Below are 23,485 nucleotides of genomic sequence, written 5' to 3' on the forward strand. Positions count from 1 at the left end.
CCCCCGCGGTCCGCTTCGAACGGGCCTCGAAGTACCGGCCGGCGAGGATGAACGTGGTCACCCCGGCCGCCGCCTCCAGGTAGATGTTTCCCGCGCCGTCGCTGCGGCCGATGTCGAAGCTGAACGGGTGGGTCATTCCCGGCGAACCGGCGCTGCCGAGGAACAGGGCCCACAGCGACCAGCCGAATGCGGCCAGCGTGCCCACCGAGACCAGGGTGTCCATGGTCGCGGCGCCGTGCCGCAGGTTGACCAGCGCGGCCCGGTGGAACGGCAGCCCGCCGTAGACCACGACCGGGGCGGCCAGGGCCAGCGACAGCCACTGCCAATAGGTGAACTGCCACGCCGGCACCATGGCCAGCGCGATCACCGGCACGCTCAGCACCACCGAAACCCACAACCGGGTACGCAGGGCGCGCAGCTCGTCCACCGGCTCGGCGGCGGCTGCCGGTGCCGTCGGAGTGGGCGGCGGTGGCACGGCGGCGTGGTAGCCGGTCTTCTCCACCGTGGCGATCAGGTCGTCCGGGGTGACCGAGTCGCCGTACGAGACGGTCGCCTTCTCGGTGGCGTAGTTGACGGTGGCCTGCACCCCGTCCAACCGGTTCAGCTTCTTCTCGATCCGGGCGGCGCAGGAGGCGCAGGTCATGCCGCCGATGGCCAGCTCGATCACATTCGCTGCCGTCGGCAGGGGTCTACTCGTGGTCATTGGCTGATCCCGTCAGTTGTGCTCGTGTCCGGGTGCGCCGTGCCCGTCGTCGGGTGCGGTCCCGGGGGGCACCGGCACGCTGCCCGGGTCGCCGACGTGCACCGTGAACTCGGCGGTGCGCACCACCCCGCCGTGCCGGAAGTCGAGGTAGAGCCGGTACGCGCCGGCCGAGGGGAACTCGGCCGCGAAGGTCACCTGGGGGCCGGGTGCCGTCCGCCCGTCGCCCGGGGCGCCCTCCGGATGCACGTGCAGGTATGCGAGGTCGCCCTGCCGCAACGCGACCAGGTGACCGTACGCACCCAGGTACGGCTCCAGGTCGGTGACCGGTACGCCGTCGCGGCTGACGGTCAGCGCCAGCGTCGCGGTGTGACCGGGCTGCGGCGCGCCGTCGAGGGTGACCGTGTAGCCGTCGACCGTGGTGCTGCTCGCCGGGGCGGGCAGCGGTCGCTCGGTCAGGTCGCCGGGGACGGTCACGTCGACGCCGAGCGTCAGTGGCTCGGCGCCGGTCGGGGTGAAGTCGGCGAACGCCCGCCACACGCCGGGACCGCCCAGCGGCGAGGCGACCCGCCAGCTGCCGTCGGCGGCCAGCTCCGGGTGCACGTGCCGGAAGCCGGAGAGGTCGCGCCGGGCCACGATTAGGTGCATCCGCTTGTCGTGGGCCACGTCGTACCTGGTCACCGGGTCGCCGTCGGGCCCGATGATCCGGAAGGCGAACTCGCCCTCGGGCGCCTGGACCGGTAGCAGGGTGTAGCCGCGGTCGGAGACGAGCAGTCCACCGGGCAGATGCCCGGCCGCCCCGTCGTCCTGCCCGGAGGCGTTGCCGTGCCCGGCCGCTCCGTCGTCGTGTCCTGGCGCGGGTTCGTGCTCGGGCGCGGCGGAGCCGTTGTCGCTGTGACTGTCCGGGTCGTGGCCGGTGGCGACGACCGGGGCGACGGGACCGGTCACCTGACCGACCCCGTACGCCGTCCCGAACACCGCCGCGAGACCGAGCGCGAAGCCGCTCAGCTTCGTCGCTGTGTTCATCGTGGCACCTCGGTTTCCCCGCCCGTCGCCGTCAGGCGCCGGCCAGCTCGTATCCGGCTTCGTCGACGGCCGCACGCACCGCGGCGTCGTCCAACGGCTGGTCGCTGTTGACGGTGACCCGGCCGGCGGCCAGGTCGACCTGGACCTCGTTGACACCCGGGATCGCACCGACCTCGGCGCTGACCGCACTGACGCAGTGCCCGCAGGTCATGCCCTGCACCTGGTAAGTCGTGGTGACCATAGAACTCTCCTCTCCACGCCCCGCCCGGGGGCCGAGCACGCTTCGAAATACCCGCCGGGGGTATCCCTTGGCTGACCGTACCATACCCCCTGGGGGTAGGTTATTCTCGTGACATGACCACACCTGCGCCGATCCGCGGCTACACCGCCAGCAAGGACCAGCTGCTCGCCCGGCTGCGCCGCGTCGAGGGTCAGGTACGCGGCATCGAGAAGATGGTCGACGACGATCGCTACTGCATCGACGTGCTCACCCAGATCTCCGCCATCCAGGCCGCGCTGGACAAGGTCGCCCTCGGGCTGCTCGACGGGCACGCCCGGCACTGCATGCATGAAGGTGCCGCGGAAGGCCGCGCCGACGAGATGGCCACCGAGATGATGGCCGCCGTCGGCCGCCTGATGAAGCGCGGCTGACGCCGGAGGTGTCGCGAACCGCCGACACACGCTCGCGAACTGCGTTTTGATGTCGGGCTGGCTACGATTCGCAAACGATGGCCAGCCGAAATCCGTGCCTCCCGGCCCGCACCCGCCGTCGGGCGTATGGCCCCGCCGCTCTCCGGCGGCCATCGAGAGTCGACCCAGGGCTCACGGTGCGCAGTCACCCCGCCACGTTCAGTCGACCCGCACTGTCGATCGCGACCGCCGTACGGCGGCGCTGAACCGACTCGCCCGCCGACACGTACTTCGCCGTGGAATCGTTGGGAGACATTGAATGGGCGCCGACCACACCCGTTCCGCTCCGCCCGCCCCGCCCGGGGTGCGGCGGATCCTCATCGTGACGGTGGTCCCCCTCATCCTCGTCACCCTGGTCGCCGCCATCGTGCTCTGGCCCCGGGACGCGCCGCGCCCCGAGGCCGCCGACGAGGCGCCCCGCTACCACGGCACGGTCACCCGGGTGGTGACCGAAGCCTGCCCGCCCAACCCGGTGGTGCCGGAGGGCACCCCGACGACGGCCGAGGGGCCGTGCGGCACGGTCACCGTACGGGTGCAGGACGGCCCGGACGCGGGCCAGGAGGTGCAGACGCCGATCCCGGCCGGGCCCGGAGCGCCCCGGGTCAGCGCCGGTGACGACATCATCCTGGTCCCGCTGATCGACCCCGAGGATCCGTCGATCAGCACCTACAACATCGCCGAGCACCAGCGGGGCATGTCGCTGATATGGCTCGCGGTGCTGTTCGCCGCCGCCATCGTCGCCTTCGGGCGGCTGCGCGGACTGGCCGCCCTGGCCGGCCTGGCGGCCAGCTTCGCCATCCTGCTCACCTTCGTGCTGCCCGGCATCAGCGCCGGCCAGCCGCCGTTGGTGATGGCCATCGTCGGCTCGGCGTTGATCATGTTCGTGGTGCTGTATCTGACACACGGCGTGTCCGCGCAGACCTCGGTGGCGGTGTTGGGCACGCTCGGCGCCCTGGTGATCACCGGGCTGCTCGGCCTGGCCGCGACGTCGGCCACCCATCTGACCGGCTTCGGCAGCGAGGACGCCACCACGCTCTTCATGTTCCGGGCCGACGTCGACCTGCACGGCCTGCTGCTGGCCGGCATCATCATCGGGTCGCTGGGTGTGCTTGACGACGTCACGGTCACCCAGGCCGCCGCCGTCACCGAGCTGAGCCACGCCAACCCGAACTTCTCCCGCCGGGAGCTGTACCGCTCGGCGACCCGGGTCGGCCGGGCGCACATCGCCTCGGTGGTCAACACCATCGTCCTGGCGTACGCCGGTGCGTCGCTGCCACTGCTGCTCCTGCTCACCGCCGACTCCCGCGCGCTGGGGCAGATCGTGACCAGCGAGTTCCTTGCCCAGGAGATCGTCCGCAGCGTGGTGGCCACGCTCGGGCTGATCGCCGCCGTACCGCTGACCACCGCCCTGGCCGTGATGGTGACCACCGCCGGTCGACGCCCGAGGCCCGACGGTGACGAGCGCCGCACACCCGACGGCGACGGGCAGACCGCCACCACCGGCGACCGCACCTCCAGGGCTCCCCGGCCGGCGACGGACCGGGCCGAGGCGCTCCGCGCGCTCAGTTCACCGCGTACCGGCAACACGTCCCCCGCCGCCCCGTCGGGGTGGCCCGAACCAGACAGGAGCACGGACACCACATGGTGACACTCCTCAGCGTGACCGCCGCGGCCGATGCGGCCGGCATGGGTGTCGCTGGTCACCCACCGCGATTACGAAATGACACATCTAGTCGGGTTCAGGGCGTAGAGGGCCACATCGACTGTCGGGTAACCTCACTGCCGGTCACCGCCGAAGGCGCGCAGCGGCGCCTGCGGTGCCGCCGCCCAATCGCCGTCAGGCGAGCCGGGGACCCAGGTACGTGGGGTGAATCCGCGACAGCGGTAGGGGCCACTTCCGTCCCGAACCCGTCAGCTAACCCGGTCGGCGGTCGATGGAAGGGAAGACAGTGACGGCACCCCTACGCCGCTGGTTGACACCCGTGGTGGCCGTGTTCGCCGCGTTCGCCGTATTCGCCGGTCCTCTGCCGGCAATGGCCGCGCCGACGCCCCCCAAGCCCGCGGGGCATGACGACGATCCGCCGATGCTCAACGAGTTGATCGAGGCGACCAACCGGGACTACTCCAAGGCCAAGAACAAGCTGGAGAAGTCCAAGAAGCGGCAGCTCGAACTCGCCGTGGAGGTCGGCCGCGCCCAGGCCGACCTGGACGCGCTCTCCCCACAGGTGGCCGAGATCGCGACGCAGTCGTACCGCAGCGGCCGGGTCGGCGCGATCGCCCTGCTGTTGCAGAGCAACGCCCCCGACTCGTTCATCGACCGCGCCTCCGCGCTGGACGAGCTGAACCTGTTCAACGACAAGAAGCTCGGCGAGGTCAACGCGGTCAGGCACCGCGCCCAGCAGGCCAAGCTGGCGCTCGACGCCGAGGTGCGCGAGCAGCAGAAGCTGACCAACGACATGGCCCGCAAGAAGAGCGACGCGGAGAAATCGCTCCGGCTGGTCGGCGGCACCGGCCTCACCGGCGGCCTGGTGTCGGCCACCTCCCCGGTCGCCCGCGTCGGGCCGAACCGGGCGGCGGACGGCGGCTGGAAGTCCGAGTCGTGCAACCAGAACGACCCGACCACGTCGGGCTGCATCACGCCGCGCACCTTGCACATGTACAAGGAGGTCAAGCGGGCCGGCTTCAACCGGTTCGTCGGCTGTTACCGACCGGGCGACAAGTGGGAGCACCCCAAGGGCCGGGCCTGTGACTGGTCGTTGCAGAACAGCGGCTTCCGCCCCTGGTACAACAACGACATGCGGATCTACGGCAACAACCTGGCGGCCTTCCTGGTCCGCAACGCCGATCGGCTGGGCGTCTACTACGTGATCTGGAACCGGCAGATCTGGTTCCCGGCGACGGGCTGGAGTTCCTACAGCGGCCCGTCGAACCACACCGACCACGTGCACGTGTCATTGCTCTGAGCGCCACCGGGCGACGCACCGAGGGCCGTTCCGCCACCCGGCGGGACGGCCCTCGCCGTTTCGGAGGTGATGCCGAGGGTGTCGCCGACGGTGCGGGCCGGCGCGGTGACCGCAGCGGCGGCGTCCGTCAGGCGGCGGGCGCCACCGCGCCGGCCAGCTCGGCCGGTTCCGCGGCCACCGCCCGCACCTCACCGGCGGCCAGCCGGTACGACATGCCCACCACCGCGCACCGCCCGGCCGCCACCTCGGCGGCGAGCGCCTCGGAGGAGGCCAGCATCGCCTCGACGGTCTGCGCGATGTGGATGTCCACGATCCGGTCCAACTCGTCCACCCCCGCGTCCTGCGCCCGGCGCAGGCTGGGCACCACGGCGTCCACCACGGCACGCAGGTGACCCGGCGGCCGGGTACCGGTGGCCACCGCGTCGCGGGCGGCCTGCACGGCGCCGCACGAATCGTGCCCGAGCACCACCACCAACGGCGTACGCAGCACGGCCACCGCGTATTCCACGCTGCCCAGCACCTCGGGCCCGACGGTGTGCCCGGCGGTGCGGACAACGAAGAGGTCACCCAGCCCACGATCGAAGATGATCTCGGCGGCCAGCCGGGAGTCGGAGCAGCCCACGATCACCGCGAACGGGTGCTGTTCCGCCGCGACGGCGGCCCGGCGTCCGGCGTCCTGGTGCGGGTGCCGGAGCACGCCGGTGACGAATCTCCGGTTGCCGGCGGTCAGCTCGGCGAGCGCCCGCTGCGGGGCGCCGGGAAGATCCGCGGTGAGGTACTCGCGTTCCGGCCCTGGCTGCGCGCCGGGCGGTCCGGATCGACTCATCCGGCTTCACCTCGTTTCTCGGTGGAATGCCTGGTCATCCCGGCCGACGCTGGTCGCGGGCTGCCATCACCGTCACACGCAGCACAAGATGCGTCAAGCTATGCGTGATATGCATTTCATGTATCCCTCGACGCTTGCATACGAGCGGGCGGGCGCGCAAATGCGCCGGCGCGGCCCGGAGAACCCGAAGGGCAGGTCATACGATGGCGAACATGGCGACCACAGGCGAGCGGGAAAGCACCCGGAACTGGACGTTCCTCACAAACCACGCGCATGTGCTGCTCGCCATCGCCCGCAACCCCACCGCCCGACTGCGCGACGTGGCCAGCGAGGTGGGCGTGACCGAACGGGCCGCCCAGGCCATCGTCGCCGACCTGGAGGCGGGCGGCTATCTGCACCGCACCCGGGTCGGCCGGCGAAACGAGTACACCCTCAACCCGGCTGGCCGGTTCCGCCACCCGGCGGAAGCCGACCGTCAGGTCGGTGACCTGCTGGCCCTGTTCACCAAGGAGCCGGTGGGCGGCCCCGCAGAGCACTAGCGAACGCTCGTCCACAGCGGACGGGGTGGCGCGCTTCACGATCCGCGTACCGTCGTCGCGGTGCGATCATCCGACCACGGGGATAGGTTGGACGCGTGCCCTCCGTCGCGTTCGCCCGTCCGATGTGGCCGGCGACGCTGCGCGCACTGCGGGAGCTGACCCGCCTGGCGCTGGCGACCCTGGCGCTCGCCGCCGGCCTCGGCGGTGCCGCCGCCTCCGGTCTACCGGACCGGCCCGCCGCCGATCTCGGCAGCCGGCCGATCGCCGCCGAACCCGCCGCCCGGCCCTTCGCCGCCGAGCTTCCGGCCCGGCAGGTCGCCGCCGATCTCGGCACCCGGTCGATCGCCGCGACGATCGTGGCGCAGCCGGCCGTCGAGGCCGTTCGGGCGGCCGACGGGCTACCGGCCCGGCAGGTGCAGGCGCTCGCTCAGGCTGGGCCGCCGGCCCAGCACATTGACGCCGTGTCCGGTCCGGCCGCCGCCGTCCTGGCGCACCACGTCGCCGCCCCGCGCCCCGCAGCCGGCCACGGCGAACCGACCCGGCGCGGCCCGCCCGGCGCCTGACCGAGGGCGGGCCGAGGCCCACCGGGGTCACCGCACCGGCCCAGACGGGCCCGTGCGCCGCGTTCGCGGTTGACCCATCGCTCAGCCGTCCGGCCGAGCGTTTACCTGGGCGAGCCCCATCCACCCCACGCCGATTCCCGTCCACCACAGTCGACGACCCTCATCCGACCGCGAGGTGTTGATGATGCGAACCGCACTCTCCCCCGTCCTGCTCGACGTGCCCCGGGCCGCCGCGATCTGGCTGAGCCTGCTGGGCGTGGTGACGCTCGCCGTCGCCGGTCTGCTGCTGCGCCCCCGACTCCTCCGCTTCGACGCGGGCGCCCGGATCCGCGAGGCCGCGCTGCCCAGCCGGTCAGAGCACACCGAGGAACAGCGGGACCAGGACCGCTGGGCCGAGGAGGTGGCGGTAGCCGCCGGCCGGGCCGAGGCGACGGCGCATCGCCGACGCGACGAATGGCTCGCCACGCAGGACGAGGCCGAGCAGTCCTGGCAGGCGTACGAAGCGGCGGAGGCGGATGTCCGTCGGTTGTCGGGTGCCACCGGCATGCCGCTGCCGCAGACCCCACACACCCCCGCCGAGTACGCCGACCGCGAGCGCTGGCTGCATCGGGCGGCCCTGGACGCGTACTGGCGGCGGGAGCTGTCGGTCGAACAGCTCAGCGATGTCTTCGCGCACCGGGGCTGGGATCCCCGGCTGCACCCGGTCGAGCAGGAGTTGATGCTGCGCCGGGCGGTACGCGACCACCTCTTCGCCCGCCAGCGGGCGGCGCGGAAGCGGGAGCAGGACGCCTGGCGGAGTGCGGAACTCGCCGCGGCGGCGGCGCGCAGCCTGCGGGAGGAGGCGGTCTCCGCGCTCCTGCCGGCGGCCGAGGGGGCCGATTCGGTGCTGCCGCTGACCGCGCTCGGTGGCGTCGAGCAGACCCGGGAGATTCCCACCGCGGTCGTCGGCCGGGCGCCGGTCGCCGCGTACTGATACCGACCTGCGGCACCTCGGGCCGGCCGGCCCGTCGGCGACTCAGGCCCGGGCGGGCTGTGGGTGCAGATGGTCGTGGAACCAGCCGGCCGCCGCCTCGGCGACCTGCTCCAGGGTGCCGGGTTCCTCGAAGAGATGGGTCGCACCGGGGATCAGCCGCAGCTCGGCCGGTGCCGTCAGCTGACCCAACGCCTGCTGGTTGAGGGCGATGACCTGCTCGTCGAGGTCACCGACCAGCAGCAGGGTGGGGGCGCGCACCTGCCCGAGGGCGGCACCGGCGAGGTCGGGGCGGCCACCCCGGGACACCACCGCGTGCACCAGGTCCGGCCGTTGCGCCGCGGCGACCAGGGCGGCGGCGGCACCCGTACTGGCACCGAACAGACCGATCGGGGCCCCGCCGACGGGCCGCTCGGCGGCCAGCCAGTCGACGATTCCGGCCAGCCGGCCGGCCAGCAGCCCGATGTCGAAGCGCAGCTCCGCGGTTACCGCGTCCACCTCGTCCTCGTCGGGCGTGAGCAGGTCGACCAGCACGGTGCCGAGCCCGCCCTCGTTCAGCGCGTGCGCGACGGCCACGTTGCGGGGGCTGTGCCGGGAACTGCCGCTGCCGTGCGCGAACAGCACCACCCCGACCGGTTCGGCCGGCACCAGAAGGTCAGCCGGCAGGTCAGCGTTTCCCGCCGGGATCGTCACCGCACTGCTGCGAACGTCCATCTCACCCTCCCGGGTACGTCCCTCGCCCGCCCGGGTACCCCGACTGGCCGGTCCCACGCCGCCCTAGCCGTCGCGTGTCACGGCGTGGATACCTGTGGGCTGTCCGGTGCGCGTGGTGCCGTGGTGGTCAGGTGATGTCGCGGCGCATGGGAATGATGACGGCGAGGGCGGATGCGGTCAGCGCATATGCCGCGAGCAGCAGCGCGCCGGCGGCCGGTGGTAGGAGTTGGACGGCGGTACTGCCGAGTTGTTCGGACATGGCGTCTGCGAGGTAGGTGAAGTCGGTGAGCGAGGCGGTGGCCCCGCCGGGCAGCACCGGGTAGAGCAGGTTCACGCCGGGGATCATCATGAGCAGCGTCTCGCCCAGGTACAGGTAACCGATCACCACGCTCAGCGCCGCGACCTGGTTTCGGATCAGCGCGCCCATGCCGACGCCGATGAGCAGGTACACGAGCATGGCGATGCCGATGCGGGCGAGCAGCGCGACCAACGTGCCGGCCGGCAGGCCGAGCGAGACGCCCCGGAGGGCGGCGACGGCGAAGAGGGCCCCGGCGGCGGTGCCGGCGAGGACGAGCCCGTACGCCAGGCCGGCGACGCCGTACGTGACGAGCTTTGCCGCCAGTACCTGCCAGCGGCGTGGCACGAACAGGAAGGTGACAGCGGCGGTGCGGTGCCGGTACTCGGAGGTGACGGCGACGGTGCCGACGGCGGCCGGTACGAACGCGGTGTAGCCGAGAATGCCGAGCATCGAGCGGATACCGGTCTCGGTGTCCAGTCCGGGCATGGGCGGGTCGAAGTTCTCCGGCCCGACCAGCGCCATCGCGCCCATCATGCCGCCGCCGAGCAGTGCGGCGGCGACCAACAGCCCGGCCCACATCCGGGTGGCGAACAGCCTGCGGAACTCCGCCTTGATCAAGAGGTTCATACGATGGTCGCCCTGTCCGTGGTCAGGTGGAGGAAGAGCTGTTCGAGGCTGGTGTTCTCGATGACCAGTTCGTGTATCCGCAGCTGGTGTGCGGCAGCGAGATCGGCGACGCTCGGCGCGTCCAGCCCGCGTACCCGCAGCCGGCCGGTGCCGACGGTCTCGACGTGCAGGGCGTCGCCCGCGGGGGTGGCCGCGAGGGCTGCGGCCAGCCGGTCGGCATCGGGCGTGCTGACCAGCACGGCCGGCGGTCCGGCGAGCTGCGACCAGGGGCCGGCGGCGACCAGTTCGCCCCGCCGGATCACCACCACGTCGTCCACGAGCTGCTGGATCTCGCTGAGCACATGGCTGGAGATCAGGACGGTACGCCCTTCGTCAGCCAGTTGGCGCAGGAAGCCGCGCAGCCAGGCCATGCCTTCCGGGTCGAGGCCGTTGCTCGGCTCGTCTAGCAGGAGCACCCGGGGGTCGCCGAGCAGTGCGGTGGCGAGGTTGAGCCGCTGCCGCATGCCGGTGGAGAATCCGCGGGTGTGCCGGCCGGCGACCTCCGCGAGGCCGAGCAGGTCGAGCAGGTCGGTGACCCGGCTGTCCGGGTAGCCGCCCATCGCGGCGTAGACGCGCAGGTGGTCGCGGGCGGTATGGCCGGGGTGGAAGGCGCTCGCGTCGAACACCGCGCCGACGGTGCTCGACGGCCGCGCCAACCGGCGGTACGGCCGGCCGCCGATCGTCGCGGTGCCGGTGGTGGGCGCGACCAGGCCGGTCAGCATGCGCAGGGTGGTCGTCTTGCCGGCGCCGTTCGGGCCGAGAAACCCGGTGACCACCCCGGGCTCGACGGTGAAGGTCAGATCGCGTACGGCGGTGACTTCGCCGTACTGCTTGGTGAGGTGGGAGACCTCGATCGCGAGGCGGTCGCCACTCATCGGCCGGCCGCTTTCGCGCGTGCGATCGCGTCCACGAGGCCGGGCGCGGCCGGGCTGGAAAGCACGACTTCGTCGAACTCACCACCCGCGAGCGCCCGCTCCAGGACGAGATGCAGCCCCGGCTCACCGCGGCGGGCTACCACGAGTTGCCGAGGACCGCCGTACAAACCCCAGATGCCGATCTTGACGACGCCGGACACCACGAATCCGCGCCGAGCGCCGCGCGCCAGGCGGACCGGGTCGTCGACCTGGACGGCGTGCCGCACCGCTGTGACGGGCAGCGCCAGCCGCTCCCGTCCGATCCAGAGCCGCTCCCATCCGGCGAGCCGAATGTCGATCAGATCGCCGATAACCGTGACCGATGCCATCAGTCATCCCCCTTCGGTCGAACCGGAGCCCCCCGTGGGCCCTGGTGGTTCCGGGTTGTCGCCCGTTGCTGCCGGCTGGTCCGTCGGCAACAGGATGGTCGCCAGCAGTCGGGGCACCCGCCCGTTGCCCGGCTCGTTGCGCAGTAGTGGGCCGATCAGCGTGTTGAGAGATGCGGCGAACTGGCCCAGTTCGGCGTCCGTCAGGTGCAGTACGAGTTGGTGGTATCCGACGCCGTCAGCGGCGAAGTCGATCCGGTCCCGACCCAGGTAGCGATAGAACTCCGACAGCAGGCCCGACATGAACGCCGTGAAGTACCGGGCGTGATCCTCTGGCGTGGCCGAGGCCAGGGCCGAGGCGTCCAGCGTCGCGCCGTGCGCGGGCAGCGCGTACACCCGCTCGACGGCGCCACGTCTCTTGCGCTCCTCAATCACGTCAAGCAGCCCGGACTTGACCAGCGTCGCCAGGTGCCGGTACAGCGTGGCCTGCGGAATGTCCGGCAGCAGCTCAACAAGGTCGTGCGTGGTGAGCCGGGCACCCGCGACGGCCCGCAGGATCCGGATCCGGACCGGATGAAGCGCCAGTTCGGCCCAACGCTCCCTCGACATCTCCATGAGCCAACGTTATCACTATCGAGAATGATAATAAAGATGGAACCATCGTCCAAGCGCGACCACGCCGGTCGGTGTGGGCTGGCGTTTGCCGTCAAGGGCGACGGGTAGCCGACCCGGTGACCGCAGACGGACCGGCGTCACCGGCGCCGCCGACCAGATCGCGAGGACCGTCATGCCGCATCACGACCGGGAGCACCGTCAGGAAGCCGCCGAGCGCGAACGGCGGGAGCAGGACATGAAGCGCGGCCGGGACTGGGCGGACGAGGCGGCCCAGGCGCGTTCGGCCGGCGATCCGCGGGCAAGAACGCCCCACGACGCCACCGGCCGCCCCTCCCAAGGCGAACCAATCTAACCCCACCAGCCCCACCCCGCCCCGTCCCGTTGATCAAGGGTTTCCGTCACGAAACGCACATGTCGTGACGCGAATCCCTTGATCAACCAGGCAGAAAGGGTGGGGGCGGTCAGATGGGGATGTCGGGGAGGCGGAGCATTGGTGCACGTCCGGGGGCCTGCTCCGGCGTCGGCAGGTTCTCGCGGGGCGGCGGGATCGGTACGGTCACCGGCTCGACGCAGGTGACGCGTACCGGCTTGCCGTAGTGGCGCACCTCCATCACCGCGTCCGGGTCGGCGTGGTGCAGCGCGTACGTCGTCTCGTGCGGTCGTACGTCGACCCGTAGCCGCATGCCGCACCACTCGAGGGAGAACGCCAGACGACCGAGCCGGCTCGACAGGCAGGGCGCGAACGAGGGCACGCCATCGTGGTCCCGCAGCCCGCCGAACCCGGCCACCAGCGCGATCCACGCCCCGGCGAGGGAGGCCATGTGCACCCCGTCGCGGGTGTTCTCGTTCAGGTCGTGCAGGTCCATCAGCGCGGCCTCGCGCAGATAGCTGTGCGCCAGTTCGGTGTAGCCGACCTCCGCCGCCAGCACCGCCTGGGTGCAGGCCGACAGCGACGAGTCCCGGACGGTACGCCGCTCGTAGTAGAGGAAGTTGCGTAGCTTCTCCTCGGGGGTGAACGCGTCACCCCGCCAGTGCATCGCCAGCACCAGGTCGGCCTGCTTGACCACCTGCTTGCGGTACAGGTCGACGTACGGATAGTGCAGCAGCAGCGGGTACTTGTCCGGCGGGGTACGCGTGAAGTCCCACTCCTGTAGCCGGGTGAAGCCCTCCACCTGCTGATGTACGTCGATCTCGTCGTCGTACGGGACGTGCATGGCCGCTGCGGCGTCCCGCCACGCGGCAGTCTCCTCGTCGGTGACCCCGAGGTGCAACGCCTCGTCGCGGTAGCGCATCGCGACCTCGGCGGCGGTCATCAGGTTCCGCTGTGCCATCAGGTTGGTGTAGATGTTGTCGTTCTTGACGGCGGTGTACTCGTCGGGCCCGGTCACTCCGTCGATGTGGAACTGGCCGTTCCGGTCGTGGTGCCCGAGCGAACGCCACAGCCGTGCGGTCTCCACCAGCAGGGTCAGCCCGATCTCCCGTTCCAGATCCCGGTCCCCGGTGACCAGCACATAGCGGCGCAGCGCGTCGGCGACACCGGCCGCGACGTGGAATGCCGCTGTGCCCGCCGGCCAGTAGCCCGACGACTCCGGCCCCTCGATGGTCCGCCATGGGAAGGCTGCGCCCTCCAGGTCGAGCGTCCGGGCCCGCTCGTGGGCTTGCGCCAAGGTCGAGTACCGCCAGTACAACGCGTCCCGCACTGCGGCGGGATGGGTGTACGTCAGCACCGGCAGGACGAACATCTCGGTGTCCCAGAACGCGTGCCCGTCGTACCCGGGGCCGGTGAGACCCTTGGCCGAGATGGGCCGGCGTTCCGCGCGGGCACCAGCCTGGAGCACGTGGAACAGGCCGAACCGGATCGACTGCTGCACCTCCGGGTCGCCCTCGACCTCCACGTCGGCGGCGTCCCAGAACTCGTCGAGGTACTCCCGCTGCTCGCGCACGAGGCCGTCCCAGCCGTCCAGCTTCGCGGCGGCCAGTGCGGCGCCGACCTGGTCGCGCGCGGCCGGCAGGGAGCGCCGGCTCGACCAGCCGTAGGTCAGGTACTTCATGACGCACAGCGTCTGGCCGGGTTCCAGCACGCACCCGATGGTGGTACGCACCCAGTCCTCGTACCCCTCGGACTCGACGGTGGTCCGCGCCTCGGACTCCACCTCGTGGTCCATCGCGGCGGCGACCCGCAGCCCGGAGACCCTGGTGCGGTGGATCAGCAGCCCGCCGTTGGGGGTGGTGAGCTCCTCCTCCGCCTCCAGCGGCGACTCCAGCACCGCGGCCACCCGGGGGTCGTTGCTCTGCGGTGGCAGCGTCTCGTTGGCCACCAGCTCCGACTGGATGATCAGCCGCAGCGGCTCGCCGTCGGCCACCTCCACCTCGTACCGGAACGCGGCGACCGAGCGCTGCCGGAAGGAGACCAACCGGGTGCTGTTCACCCGGACCTCCCGGCCAGCGGGAGAGCGCCAGTGCAACGACCGATGCAGCGTGCCGCCACGCAGGTCGAGGATCCGCTCGTGGGCGAGCACCTCGCCGTAGCGCACGTCGAGCGGCTCGTCGTCGACCAGCAGCCGGATCAGCTTGCCGTTGGTCACGTTGACGATGGTCTGGCCGGACTCGGGGTAGCCGAAACCGGCCTCCGCGTACGGCAGCGGGCGCAGCTCGTAGAACGAGTTGAGGTAGGTACCGGGCAGGCCGTGCGGCTCGCCCTCGTCCAGGTTGCCGCGTAGCCCGACGTGCCCGTTGGACAGGGCGAAGACGGACTCGGACTGGGCGAGCACGTCCATGTCCAGCCGGGTCTCCCGCACGTGCCACGGCTCGACCGGGTACGCCCGCTCCCGGATCACGCGGGCCCCCCGGTGTCGAGCAGGTCGCCGAGGTCGTCGACGACCACGTCGGCGCCGTGTGCGCGCAGTTCGTCGGCCTGGCCGGCGCGGTCCACCCCGATCACGTACCCGAATCCGCCGGCCCGGCCGGCCTCGACCCCGGCGAGCGCGTCCTCGAAGACGGCCGCCTGCTTGGGCTCGACGCCGAGCATTCTCGCCCCGGCCAGGAAGGTGTCCGGATTTGGCTTGCCGCGCAGCCCCTCGGCGCGGGCGGTGAGCCCGTCCACCCGTGCTTCCAGCAGCGGTTCCAGCTGGGCGGCGGCGACCACCTCCCGGCCGTTGGCGCTGGCCGTGACGACCGCCCGGCGCAGCCCCGCCGCGGCCACCGCCTTCAGGTACGCCACCGAGCCGGGGTAGACGTCCACCCCCATGCTGCGGATCCGCTCCAGCATCAGAGCGTTCTTCTGGTTGCCGATGCCCTGCACGGTGTCAGCGCCCGGTGGATCGTCCGGTGTGCCGTCCGGCAGGGTGATGTCGCGCGAGGCGAGGAAGGTGCGTACGCCGTCGAGGCGGGGACGGCCGTCGACGTACTGGTGGTAGTCCGGGCCGGGGTCGAACGGCCGGTAGGGCTCACCGGTGGCGGCAGCGTGCCGCCGCAGGAAGTCGTCGAACGTCTCGGTCCACGCGGCGTTGTGCACCCGGGCGGTCTGCGTCAGCACACCGTCCAGATCGAAGAGACATGCGGTCACGTGAGTAGGCAGACCGAGCACCGTACGAATCTATCCAGCTCACGCCGGAAGCAAACGCAATTCCTGGCAGGATCGGCGCGTCAGTTCGGGCGCAGGGTCCAGATGACGGTCATTTCCGAGGTCGGCTTGCCCTCCTCGGTGGCGATCTCGACGCGTACCGGGAATTCCGGCCGCTCGCCGGCCTCCAGCTCCGCGACCACCTCGGCGGGCGGGCGGCCGAGCCGAGCCGTCGCGCGCACCGGACCCATGGCCAGCTTCCGGTACGCGATGTCCGCGCGTACCGCCAGCGGCGTGGCCCGGTCGAGCAGGTGAGCGAACGCGGCGAGCACGACCGCGCCGGACGCGGTCTCGCCGAGAGTGAACATGGCTCCGGCGTGCGGGCCGCCGACGTGGTTGTGAGTGGCCGGCGAGTCGGGTAGCCGGACCACGGCCCGCACCCCACCCTCCGCCTCGGGGGCCACCTCGACGAATTCGAAACCGAGCGTACGAGCGAACGGCACCGCCTGGAGCAGACCGGCCGCCACCTGCCGCGAGTCGATGGTCATGCCACGCACGCTACCCGTCAGTAACTTCCCGAACAAGGCGACGCCGCCCGACAAGCTCCGCCGACATGACGGCACCCCGCAGAACCCGCCCCGCTCCCTCACCGGCACGCCGTAACGGACGATCTTGGTACGTTGACGCCCCTCCAGGGGCCGTTGCATACCAAGATCCCGCTTGATCGCTTCGATCGCGCGCGTCTGCTTGTCAACTTCCGTTGCGTTCATGACGATCACGCTGGGACCTCGACTGCGCTTGAGGTCAAGGCGTCCCGGGCACCTAACGCCGTCGTGTTAACAGGGGACCCGTGCTCTACCGCAGGCGTTAATAGGGGGCCCTTCCTTACACCTCAGCGCCAGCCGACGTCGATGCGGTCGCCGCGCTCGTCGAAGAAGTGCAGCGCGTCCATGCGTACCTTGATGGCGAGCGCGTGACCGGCGGAGACCGCGGGGTAGGGGGCAAGGCGGACCGCGAGTTCGGCCGGGCGGCGATGGTGGCGGCCCGGGTCGTGCAGCACGCTGGTCCCGCCGCCGTTGGTCGAGGCCGGCTCCGACTCGCCGGCCCGCCCGGTGATCCGCTGCATCACCTGACCGAACCGGCGCAGGCCGCGCTGGCCGGGCGCACTGTCCGCGTCCGCCGGGGCACCGACCTCGTCGACCACGATCGCGGTGGCGCCGATGTCGAGGAAGGCCAACGACTCGTGGCCGTGGTGCTCCAGGTAGCGGATCCGGCCCTGGAGCACGTCGCCCGGGGTGTCCGGGGCGACCGGGGTGAGCGCCTCGGCCCGCATCCCGACCACGATCCGCTCTCCGTGGTAGTGCGCCACCGCCCGGCTGCGGATGTCGTCCCAGGGCAGGTAGAGGGCCTGCTCGCCGAGGGTGAGCGTGACGTACCGATCGAGGTGGACGTAGACCGACGCCTCCAGCAGGTTCATCCGGGGGCTGCCGAGGAAGGCGGCGACGTAGAGGGTGGCCGGGCGGCCGTACACCTGGGTGGGTGTGCCGACGTCCTGGAGGACGCCCTTGCGCATGATGGCGACCCGGTCGGCCATGGTCAGCGCCTCGGCCTGGTCGTGCGTCACGTAGATGGTGGTGACGCCCAGCTCCCGGGTCAGACCGGAGATCTCCGCCCGCAGCTCCGCGCGCAGGCCGCTGTCCAGATTGGACAACGGCTCGTCCATCAGGAACAGTCCGGGCCGGCGGACGATCGCCCGGCCCATCGCGACCCGCTGCCGCTGGCCGCCGGAGAGCTGGCTGGGCCGCCGGCCCAGCACGTCGCCGATGCCGAGGGCGCTGGCCACGTCGGTGACCCGCTCGCCACGCGGGTCCGGCTCGACCCCGGCCAGCTTGAGCGGGAAGGCGATGTTGTCGCCGACGGTCATGTGCGGGTACAGGGCGAAGTCCTGGAAGACCATGGCGATCTTCCGGTCCCGGGGTGGCAGGTCGTTGGCCAACTCCCCGTTGAGCATCACCGCACCGGAGGTCGGCTCCTCCAGCCCGGCGACCATGCGTAGCACCGTCGACTTGCCACAGCCGGACGGACCGAGCAGCACCATGAACTCGCCGTCGTTGACATCGAGGTTGATGGTGTCCACGGCGACGGTGCCGTCCCGGAAGACCTTCGTGACATCCTTGAGCGCGACGGTGGTCACCGTCTCCTCCCCCACCTTTGTCCGGCCGAACCCCGAATGACTGTGACGAGCATCATGCGGCCGGCACATCGGGTAAACGTGCCATGTTCGAATCGTGACAGACGTATTACGTTCCATCGAGTGGCGGCTATCGCCCGAAACTTCACCCCTTAGCCGGGCGTCTCGCCGAGAAAGACCTGGCGCACCACCCGCTCGGCGGCGTGCCCGTCCTCCAGCGCGCAGAACCGGTCCCGGAACCGCGCCCGCGCCCGGTCGGCGGCGGGCGTAGCGACCTGACCCGAGCGGAACAGGTCGAGCAGCTCGGCGAAGGTACGCACCACCGGGCCCGGTGGTGCGGCGGTGATGTCGAAGTAGACCCCGCGGGTGAGCCGGTACATGTCCCAGTCCGGCGCGTAGACCACGATCGGTCGGTCCAGGACCGCGTAGTCGAACATCGCCGACGAGTAGTCGGTGACCAGCACATCGGCCGCGAGGTAGAGATCCTCGACCCGGGGGTGGTCGCTGACATCCTGGATCCGTAGCTGACCGGTCGGGCGCCGTGGCCCCCGGTCCCGGTCGTGGAAGTAGTGGCTGCGCATCAGCAGCAGCCCGGACGGGCCGAGCGCGTCGAGGAAGCGCTCCGGGTCGAACGGTGGACGGTAGCCCGGCAGGTGCTCCCGGTGCGTCGGGGCGTACAGCACCACCTGCTCGCCCAGGCCGGCGCCGAGCGCCGCGCGCAGCCGGAGCACGTCCTCAGTGGTCGCGGTGACCAACCGGTCGTTGCGCGGGTATCCCACCTCCAGCGTGGTGTACGCGGCCGGATACGCGCGTTCCCACATCTGGGTGGAGAAGCTGTTCGAGGTGACGCTGAAGTCCCAACGGTCCACCCGGCGCAGCAGCCCGGCGAAGTCCATCCCGGTCGCGCCGAGCGGGTAACGCTGCTGATCCAGCCCCATCACCTTGACCGGCGTGCCGTGGTGGGTCTGCACGTGCACCGAGCCCGGCCGCTTGCGCACCGAATCCGGGAAGTTGACGTTGTTGACCAGCCACCGCGCCCGGGCCAGCACCCGGTGGTACGCGGCCGTGCCGGCCACCACGTACTCGACTCCCTCCGGCATGGTGTGCACCCGGTCCCGCCGGACGATCCACACCCCCCGGACCTGCGGCGCCAGCCGCCGGGCCGCCTCGTAGATCGCGGCCGGGTTGCAGGAGTAGCCGCGGAACCAGTACGCGGCATACACCGCGAGGTTGTCGTCGAGTGGTCGGCGCAACTCGGCCCGGTGGTATTCGCGCAGCGCGGCGTCGCGGGCCGCCCGCACGGTGAACCGGGCCGGCGGGACCACCCGGCGCCGGACCCGGCCGGCGGCCCGCCGGGCGACCTCGCCCGCCCGGCTGGTGGCCCGTAACGCGCTGAACGTCCGCCACCGACCGGCCGCCACCAGCCGGTGCTTGAGCCCCTCCACCCCGGCGGGCACCCGGTGGCCGCCGGGCGGCAGGAGGCGGGCGTGCTCGATCGCGGCCCGGGCGAAGAAGGTCGGCCGCAACTCGGGGGCGATCCGGTTACCGTTGCCGAGCACCGTCAGGTAGTGCCACATCATCCGCTCGAAGACCGCGGACCGCAGTTCCTCGGCCCCGAGCCGGTCCAACTCCCGGAACACCCGCTGCCACTGCTCGAACACCTCGAAGTGCCGGTCACCCCGGGTCCTGGTGATCGCACCCGCCCGCCGCTGCCGGTAGTTGACGCAGACCACGTCGAGTACGCCGATCCGCTCGGCGGCCAGCAGCGCCGGATAGCTGAACGACACGTCCTCGTACCAGCCGGGCGCGAAACGCAGCCCGACGTCGGCCAGGAACTGCCGGCGGAGCAGCCGGTTCCAGGCGGTGTGCAGCAGTTCCAGCGTCTCCGGCCGGTCGCGCAGCCGGAAGGTGGCCGGCCCGGGCGGCTCCGGGAAGACCTCCTCCATCGCGCTGCGGGTCACCGTGTCGTCCCAGTGCGCGCGTACGTGGTCGACGATCAGCACGTCCGGTCGGGTCGCCTGCAACCGGGCGGCGACCTCGGCGAGGCAGTCCGGGGCGAGCCAGTCGTCGCCGTCGACGAACCAGACGTACTCGCCGACCGCCCGGTCCAACCCGACGTTACGGGCCGGGCCGAGCCCGACGTTGCGATCCAGCCGGACCGCCTGCACCCGGTCGTCGCGGGTCGCGTACTCGGCGAGGATGTCGCCACTGCCGTCGGGCGAGCAGTCGTCGACCCCGATCACCTCGATGTCGGCCACCGGCTGACCGAGGATCGAGTCCAGGCATTCGCGCAGGTAGCCCTGCACGCGGAAGGCCGGGACGACGAAGCTGATCAGCGTCATCGTCCCGGCCCCCCGTCAGCCCGTCGCGCGGCCTCCCGTACCCGCCGGCACGGCCGGCACCCGCGCGGCGCGGACCGGCCGGACGAACCAGGCCAGCACCACGCTCGCCACGAAGAGCACCAGAAGGTAGATACCGAGTGTAGCCAGACCAATACTCACGAATCCGGCGATCGCCGCCAGCGCCAGCAACGCCGACCGCCCCTCCCAGCCGAGAGTGGCGGCGTGCAGCGGGGGGGCCGGCTGCCGCTTCTCCAGCCGGGCGACCAGGTCGTAGTGGTGCAGGGTGAGCACGAAGACGTACCCGAAGATCAGCCAGGCCGGCGCCCCGCCGATCACCCCGACCGCGATGGCGAACAGGTACTCGGCGGCCCGCAGCGCGGCCGGCACCAGCCAGTCCAGCGGCCCGTTGTGCGCCGCCCCGGCCCCGGCCGCCGCGACGAGCAGCCCCGCCAGCCCGAGCAGCAAAACCCACGTTGGCCACAACTCGCCGTAGCGCAACACCGGCAGGAACATGACGACGACCACCAAAGTGGCCAGCATCGCCAACGCCAGCGGCCCCGGGCGGCGGGCAACCGGGAACCGGGCGGCCAGTGGGCCGTCGTCGCGATGCAGGGTCGCGTCGACCGTGTCCAGCACCGGGACCCACATCCAGCGGGCCCGCAGCGTACGTAGCGCACCGGTGTACCCGAACGCCAGCACGCCCCAGGTCAGCACCGCGATCAGGGCGACCCGCTGGTCGAACAGCGCCGCGGCCAGCGCGATCAGCGCCCACCGTTCGCCGATCGGGAAGACCACCGTGCGCTTGAGCCAGTACGACACCGACCCCGAGTCGGCCTGCACCCGGTTCGACGCCGCGTTCAGCCGGTCACCGATACCGCCGCCCCCGCCGCTGCCCGCGTGCTTCGGCCGGCGGGCCGCCTCGTCGTGCAGTACGCCGTACCACGCGTCGGTCATGTGCCGGACGGTCTGCAACGTCATCGCGGCGATCGCGAGGGCCCAGCCGTACCGGAACCCGGCCTGGGTGGCGCCCAGCCCGAGGCCGGCGTAGACCAGGTACTCCTTGGCCCGGTCGGCCATGGTGTCCAGCCAGCCGCCCCAGGCGCTGAAGTTGCGGGTGTAGCGGGCCAGTTGGCCGTCCACACAGTCCAGCACGAACCCGAGGTAGAGCAGCACCGCGCCGGCGACCAGCGAGGGCCGGCCGCCGGTGGCGAACAGCGCCGCCGCGGCCACCGCGAACACCACCGACACCATGGTGACCGCAGTCGGGCTCAGCCCGAGCCGAGCCGTCGCCTTGGTGACGTACGGGGACCAGGTGCTGACGAAGTACGTGGTGAAGAAGTCGTCCTTCTCCTTCACCGAGAGCCGCAGCTCGGCCCGGTCCTCGTCCACGGCGGCCACCGCCGCCTCGGCCCCGGCCAGCCCGGCAGTGTCGTCCGCCCGGTGTGCGACGAGCAGGCGTACCCGGTGGGCGAAGACCAGCGCACCCTGCCCGGTGAGGCCGGCGAAGACCCGGTCCACGACCGGTCCCGTCGCCGCCGGCGCGGCGGCCCGGGCGGCGGCGACCAGCGCGGGCACGTCGTCCCGGCCGACCCGCACCGCGCCACCGAAGATGCCGGTGGCCTCGCCGTCCAACTGTTCGGCCGGACCGGCGTCGACCACCTGGCCGCGCTCCTCGCGTACCGCCGTGCGCCCACCGGTGGGCGGGTCGGTGAGCACCAGGGCCACCGTCGGGCCGACCGGGCTGGTCACCAGGTGCCGCAGCACGGCGGTGTGGGCCACCAGGTCGGCACCGCTGACCACCACCGGGCCGTTGGCCGCGCCCGCCAGGTCGGCCAGTTCGTCCAGGTCGGCGGCGACCCGCACCTCGGAGACACCGGCCCGGTGCCACTGGGCGACCAACCGGTCGGCCAGCGACTCACCGGTCCCCGTCGACGTGCCCGCGCTGCCCGTCGGGAGGCTCGCGGCCGGCGACCCGGCGGCGAGCACGATCGCGAGCGTCACCGCGGGACCGCGTCGTGGTACGCGGCCAGCGCCTCGGCGATCGTGCCGTCGACGCTCAGCCGGCCCGCGTCGAGGAAGAGCCCCCGACGGCAGAACCGGGTCAGGTCCTTTTCGTTGTGTGACACCAGCACCAGAGTGCGCCCCTCCCCGAGCAGACGATCGATGGTCGTGTAGCACTTTGCGCGGAACTCCGCGTCCCCGACCGCCGTCACCTCGTCCATCAGCAGGATCGGGTGCGGCAGGTGAGAGATGATCGCGAAGCCGAGCCGGACCTTCATCCCGGACGAGTAGTGCCGTACCGAGGTGTCGATGGCCCGTTCCACCTGCTCGCCGGCGAACGAGACGATCTCGTCGAAGTGCCGCTTCAGGTACGCCGACGACAACCCGTGCAGCCCGCCCACCAGGTGGAGGTTCTCCCGTCCGGTCAGGTCGTTGGAGAAGCCGGCGGACAGCTCCAGCAGCGGGGCGACATCGCCGCGAACCCTGATCCGGCCCTCGTCGGGGATCAGCACCCCGGCGATCAGCCGCAGCAGGGTGCTCTTGCCGGTGCCGTTACGGCCGATCACGCCGAGGGTCTCGCCGGCCGCGATCGAGAACGACACGTCGCGCAGTGGCCAGAACTGGCCGTCGGAGGCGCCCCGCGTACCGCGGTGGATGAACAGCTCCCGCAGCCGCAGCTGCCGGCGGCGGTTGCGGACGAACCGGATGCCGAGGCCCTCCGCCTCGATGATCGACTCGGCCATCAGAGTTCCTTGAGCACGGCGGGTTCGAGCCGGCGGAACGCCCACCAGCCGGCGACGAGCAGCAGCAGGCTGCCGCCGATGGTGGTGGCGAGCAGCCGGGCATCCGGGAACTCGTCCGGGTACCACACCGCGTGGTGCAGCTGGAAGATGCCGACCAGCGGGTTGAGTTCGTAGCCCAGCTTGAGCCAGCCGGGCAGACCCGAGCCGCGGACCAGGCTCAGCGGATAGATGATCGGTGTGGCGTAGAACAGCACCCGGATGATCAGGCGCATGAACCGCTCCACGTCCCGCATCAGCACGTTGAACGCCGACAACAGCAGCGCCAGCCCGGTCAACAGCGTGAACTGCACCAGCACCGCGAGCGGCAGGGCCAGCAGCGACCAGCCCGGCTCGATCTTGCCGTTGGCCGCGTACCAGATCGCGATGGCGGCCAGGATCGGCAGGCCGGCGGCGTACTCCGCGAAGCGGCCGGCGACCCGGCCGATCGGGAAGACCTGCCGGGGCACGTTCATCGTGGTGATCAGCCGGGACTGGCCGGTCAGCGCGTTGGTCGCCTCGCTCAGCGCCGAACTGGTCCACATCCAGGCGAAGATCCCGGTGATCAGGAACAGCGGGTACGACCCGGCGGCCTCACCGAGGTGCCGGTTGGTGTCACGGGAGTAGAGGACACCGAAGACGAACCAGTAGATCGCCCCCATGCCCAGCGGCTCGATCAGCGACCAGAGGTAACCGAGCACCGACTGCTGGTATTTGACCGCGAGGTCACGGCGGACCAGGATGCGCAACGAGTTGCGGTGCGACCACAACGCCCCTACGCCAGAGGTCACCGCCGTCTC

At 71.6% G+C, this 23,485-nt stretch carries 24 protein-coding genes and 1 riboswitch; of the genes, 7 read left to right on the forward strand and 17 right to left on the reverse strand.

The window, feature by feature from the left end; translation table 11 throughout:
- From AB0M52_RS07210 to AB0M52_RS07220, 3 genes are all read right to left on the reverse strand, one after another.
- A partial coding sequence (locus AB0M52_RS07210) for a cation transporter (protein ID WP_363950080.1) occupies positions 1–703 on the reverse strand: 703 nt, incomplete at its 3' end.
- 12 nt (positions 704–715) lie between these two features.
- Positions 716–1,726 (reverse strand): hypothetical protein, encoded by a 1,011-nt coding sequence (locus AB0M52_RS07215; RefSeq protein WP_363950082.1) that lies wholly within the window; start codon positions 1,724–1,726, stop codon positions 716–718.
- Between the two features lie 31 nt (positions 1,727–1,757).
- Positions 1,758–1,967 carry a copper ion binding protein gene (locus AB0M52_RS07220; protein ID WP_111212787.1) on the reverse strand — a complete coding sequence of 70 codons (210 nt, stop codon included), beginning with the start codon at positions 1,965–1,967 and terminating at the stop codon, positions 1,758–1,760.
- 113 nt (positions 1,968–2,080) lie between these two features.
- Here AB0M52_RS07220 and AB0M52_RS07225 point away from each other — a divergent pair, with 113 nt between their 5' ends.
- The 3 genes from AB0M52_RS07225 (at position 2,081) to AB0M52_RS07235 (ending at position 5,379) form a co-directional block, all read left to right on the forward strand.
- Positions 2,081–2,377: a metal-sensitive transcriptional regulator gene (locus AB0M52_RS07225; RefSeq protein ID WP_088986622.1), complete on the forward strand. Its 297-nt coding sequence runs from the start codon at positions 2,081–2,083 to the stop codon at positions 2,375–2,377.
- A 298-nt stretch (positions 2,378–2,675) separates the two neighbouring features.
- Entirely contained in the window at positions 2,676–4,064 is a 1,389-nt protein-coding gene (locus tag AB0M52_RS07230; RefSeq protein ID WP_363950085.1) for a YibE/F family protein, read from the forward strand.
- Positions 4,065–4,230: 166 nt separating this feature from the next.
- Positions 4,231–4,362: riboswitch (cyclic di-AMP (ydaO/yuaA leader) on the forward strand.
- A gap of 3 nt (positions 4,363–4,365) precedes the next feature.
- Positions 4,366–5,379, forward strand: a complete 1,014-nt coding sequence (locus AB0M52_RS07235; protein WP_363950087.1) for a hypothetical protein — start codon at positions 4,366–4,368, stop codon at positions 5,377–5,379.
- Positions 5,380–5,506: 127 nt separating this feature from the next.
- On the opposite strand, the gene AB0M52_RS07240 is transcribed toward AB0M52_RS07235, so the two are convergent.
- Complete coding sequence (locus AB0M52_RS07240; RefSeq protein ID WP_363950090.1) at positions 5,507–6,205, reverse strand: carbonic anhydrase; 699 nt, start codon at positions 6,203–6,205, stop codon at positions 5,507–5,509.
- 203 nt (positions 6,206–6,408) lie between these two features.
- Here AB0M52_RS07240 and AB0M52_RS07245 point away from each other — a divergent pair, with 203 nt between their 5' ends.
- The 3 genes from AB0M52_RS07245 (at position 6,409) to AB0M52_RS07255 (ending at position 8,280) form a co-directional block, all read left to right on the forward strand.
- Complete coding sequence (locus AB0M52_RS07245; protein ID WP_363950092.1) at positions 6,409–6,744, forward strand: MarR family winged helix-turn-helix transcriptional regulator; 336 nt, start codon at positions 6,409–6,411, stop codon at positions 6,742–6,744.
- Between the two features lie 95 nt (positions 6,745–6,839).
- Positions 6,840–7,307: a hypothetical protein gene (locus tag AB0M52_RS07250; protein WP_363950095.1), complete on the forward strand. Its 468-nt coding sequence runs from the start codon at positions 6,840–6,842 to the stop codon at positions 7,305–7,307.
- 184 nt (positions 7,308–7,491) lie between these two features.
- Positions 7,492–8,280: a hypothetical protein gene (locus AB0M52_RS07255; protein WP_363950098.1), complete on the forward strand. Its 789-nt coding sequence runs from the start codon at positions 7,492–7,494 to the stop codon at positions 8,278–8,280.
- Positions 8,281–8,322: 42 nt separating this feature from the next.
- Here AB0M52_RS07255 and AB0M52_RS07260 read toward each other — a convergent pair whose 3' ends face one another.
- The 5 genes from AB0M52_RS07260 to AB0M52_RS07280 form a co-directional block, all read right to left on the reverse strand.
- Positions 8,323–8,991: an alpha/beta fold hydrolase gene (locus AB0M52_RS07260; protein WP_363950101.1), complete on the reverse strand. Its 669-nt coding sequence runs from the start codon at positions 8,989–8,991 to the stop codon at positions 8,323–8,325.
- A 127-nt stretch (positions 8,992–9,118) separates the two neighbouring features.
- A complete protein-coding gene (locus AB0M52_RS07265) occupies positions 9,119–9,916 on the reverse strand; it encodes an ABC transporter permease (protein WP_363950103.1) in 798 nt (265 codons plus the stop codon).
- The gene (locus AB0M52_RS07270) at positions 9,913–10,830 is read right to left on the reverse strand and encodes an ATP-binding cassette domain-containing protein (RefSeq protein ID WP_363950106.1); all 918 of its coding nucleotides are present in this window, start codon (positions 10,828–10,830) and stop codon (positions 9,913–9,915) included. Before AB0M52_RS07270 ends, AB0M52_RS07265 begins: the two co-directional genes overlap by 4 nt.
- A complete protein-coding gene (locus tag AB0M52_RS07275) occupies positions 10,827–11,198 on the reverse strand; it encodes a hypothetical protein (RefSeq protein WP_363950109.1) in 372 nt (123 codons plus the stop codon). The genes AB0M52_RS07270 and AB0M52_RS07275 overlap by 4 nt, the downstream gene beginning before the upstream one ends.
- Positions 11,199–11,201: 3 nt before the next feature.
- On the reverse strand, positions 11,202–11,810 hold the full coding sequence (locus tag AB0M52_RS07280) for a helix-turn-helix domain-containing protein (RefSeq protein WP_363950112.1): 609 nt from the start codon (positions 11,808–11,810) through the stop codon (positions 11,202–11,204).
- A 172-nt stretch (positions 11,811–11,982) separates the two neighbouring features.
- On the opposite strand from AB0M52_RS07280, the gene AB0M52_RS07285 reads away from it, so the two are divergent.
- Entirely contained in the window at positions 11,983–12,162 is a 180-nt protein-coding gene (locus AB0M52_RS07285) for a hypothetical protein (protein ID WP_363950114.1), read from the forward strand.
- Positions 12,163–12,271: 109 nt separating this feature from the next.
- Here AB0M52_RS07285 and AB0M52_RS07290 read toward each other — a convergent pair whose 3' ends face one another.
- From AB0M52_RS07290 to AB0M52_RS07325, 8 genes are all read right to left on the reverse strand, one after another.
- Positions 12,272–14,647: a glycosyl hydrolase family 65 protein gene (locus tag AB0M52_RS07290; protein ID WP_363950117.1), complete on the reverse strand. Its 2,376-nt coding sequence runs from the start codon at positions 14,645–14,647 to the stop codon at positions 12,272–12,274.
- The gene (locus AB0M52_RS07295) at positions 14,644–15,396 is read right to left on the reverse strand and encodes a beta-phosphoglucomutase family hydrolase (protein WP_363950119.1); all 753 of its coding nucleotides are present in this window, start codon (positions 15,394–15,396) and stop codon (positions 14,644–14,646) included. The genes AB0M52_RS07290 and AB0M52_RS07295 overlap by 4 nt, the downstream gene beginning before the upstream one ends.
- A gap of 59 nt (positions 15,397–15,455) precedes the next feature.
- Positions 15,456–15,920: a DUF4442 domain-containing protein gene (locus AB0M52_RS07300; protein ID WP_363950122.1), complete on the reverse strand. Its 465-nt coding sequence runs from the start codon at positions 15,918–15,920 to the stop codon at positions 15,456–15,458.
- A 344-nt stretch (positions 15,921–16,264) separates the two neighbouring features.
- Positions 16,265–17,566: an ABC transporter ATP-binding protein gene (locus tag AB0M52_RS07305; RefSeq protein WP_363950125.1), complete on the reverse strand. Its 1,302-nt coding sequence runs from the start codon at positions 17,564–17,566 to the stop codon at positions 16,265–16,267.
- Between the two features lie 149 nt (positions 17,567–17,715).
- Positions 17,716–19,905, reverse strand: coding sequence for a bifunctional glycosyltransferase family 2 protein/CDP-glycerol:glycerophosphate glycerophosphotransferase (locus AB0M52_RS07310; protein ID WP_363950128.1), 2,190 nt, complete (start codon positions 19,903–19,905; stop codon positions 17,716–17,718).
- Between the two features lie 15 nt (positions 19,906–19,920).
- The gene (locus tag AB0M52_RS07315) at positions 19,921–21,816 is read right to left on the reverse strand and encodes a DUF5941 domain-containing protein (protein ID WP_363950152.1); all 1,896 of its coding nucleotides are present in this window, start codon (positions 21,814–21,816) and stop codon (positions 19,921–19,923) included.
- An 86-nt stretch (positions 21,817–21,902) separates the two neighbouring features.
- Complete coding sequence (locus tag AB0M52_RS07320) at positions 21,903–22,649, reverse strand: ABC transporter ATP-binding protein (protein WP_363950131.1); 747 nt, start codon at positions 22,647–22,649, stop codon at positions 21,903–21,905.
- Complete coding sequence (locus AB0M52_RS07325) at positions 22,649–23,476, reverse strand: ABC transporter permease (protein WP_363950134.1); 828 nt, start codon at positions 23,474–23,476, stop codon at positions 22,649–22,651. The genes AB0M52_RS07320 and AB0M52_RS07325 overlap by 1 nt, the downstream gene beginning before the upstream one ends.
- Positions 23,477–23,485 lie beyond the last annotated feature (9 nt).

It is taken from the genome of Micromonospora sp. NPDC051296 (assembly GCF_040682255.1).
Lineage (GTDB): Bacteria > Actinomycetota > Actinomycetes > Mycobacteriales > Micromonosporaceae > Micromonospora > Micromonospora craterilacus.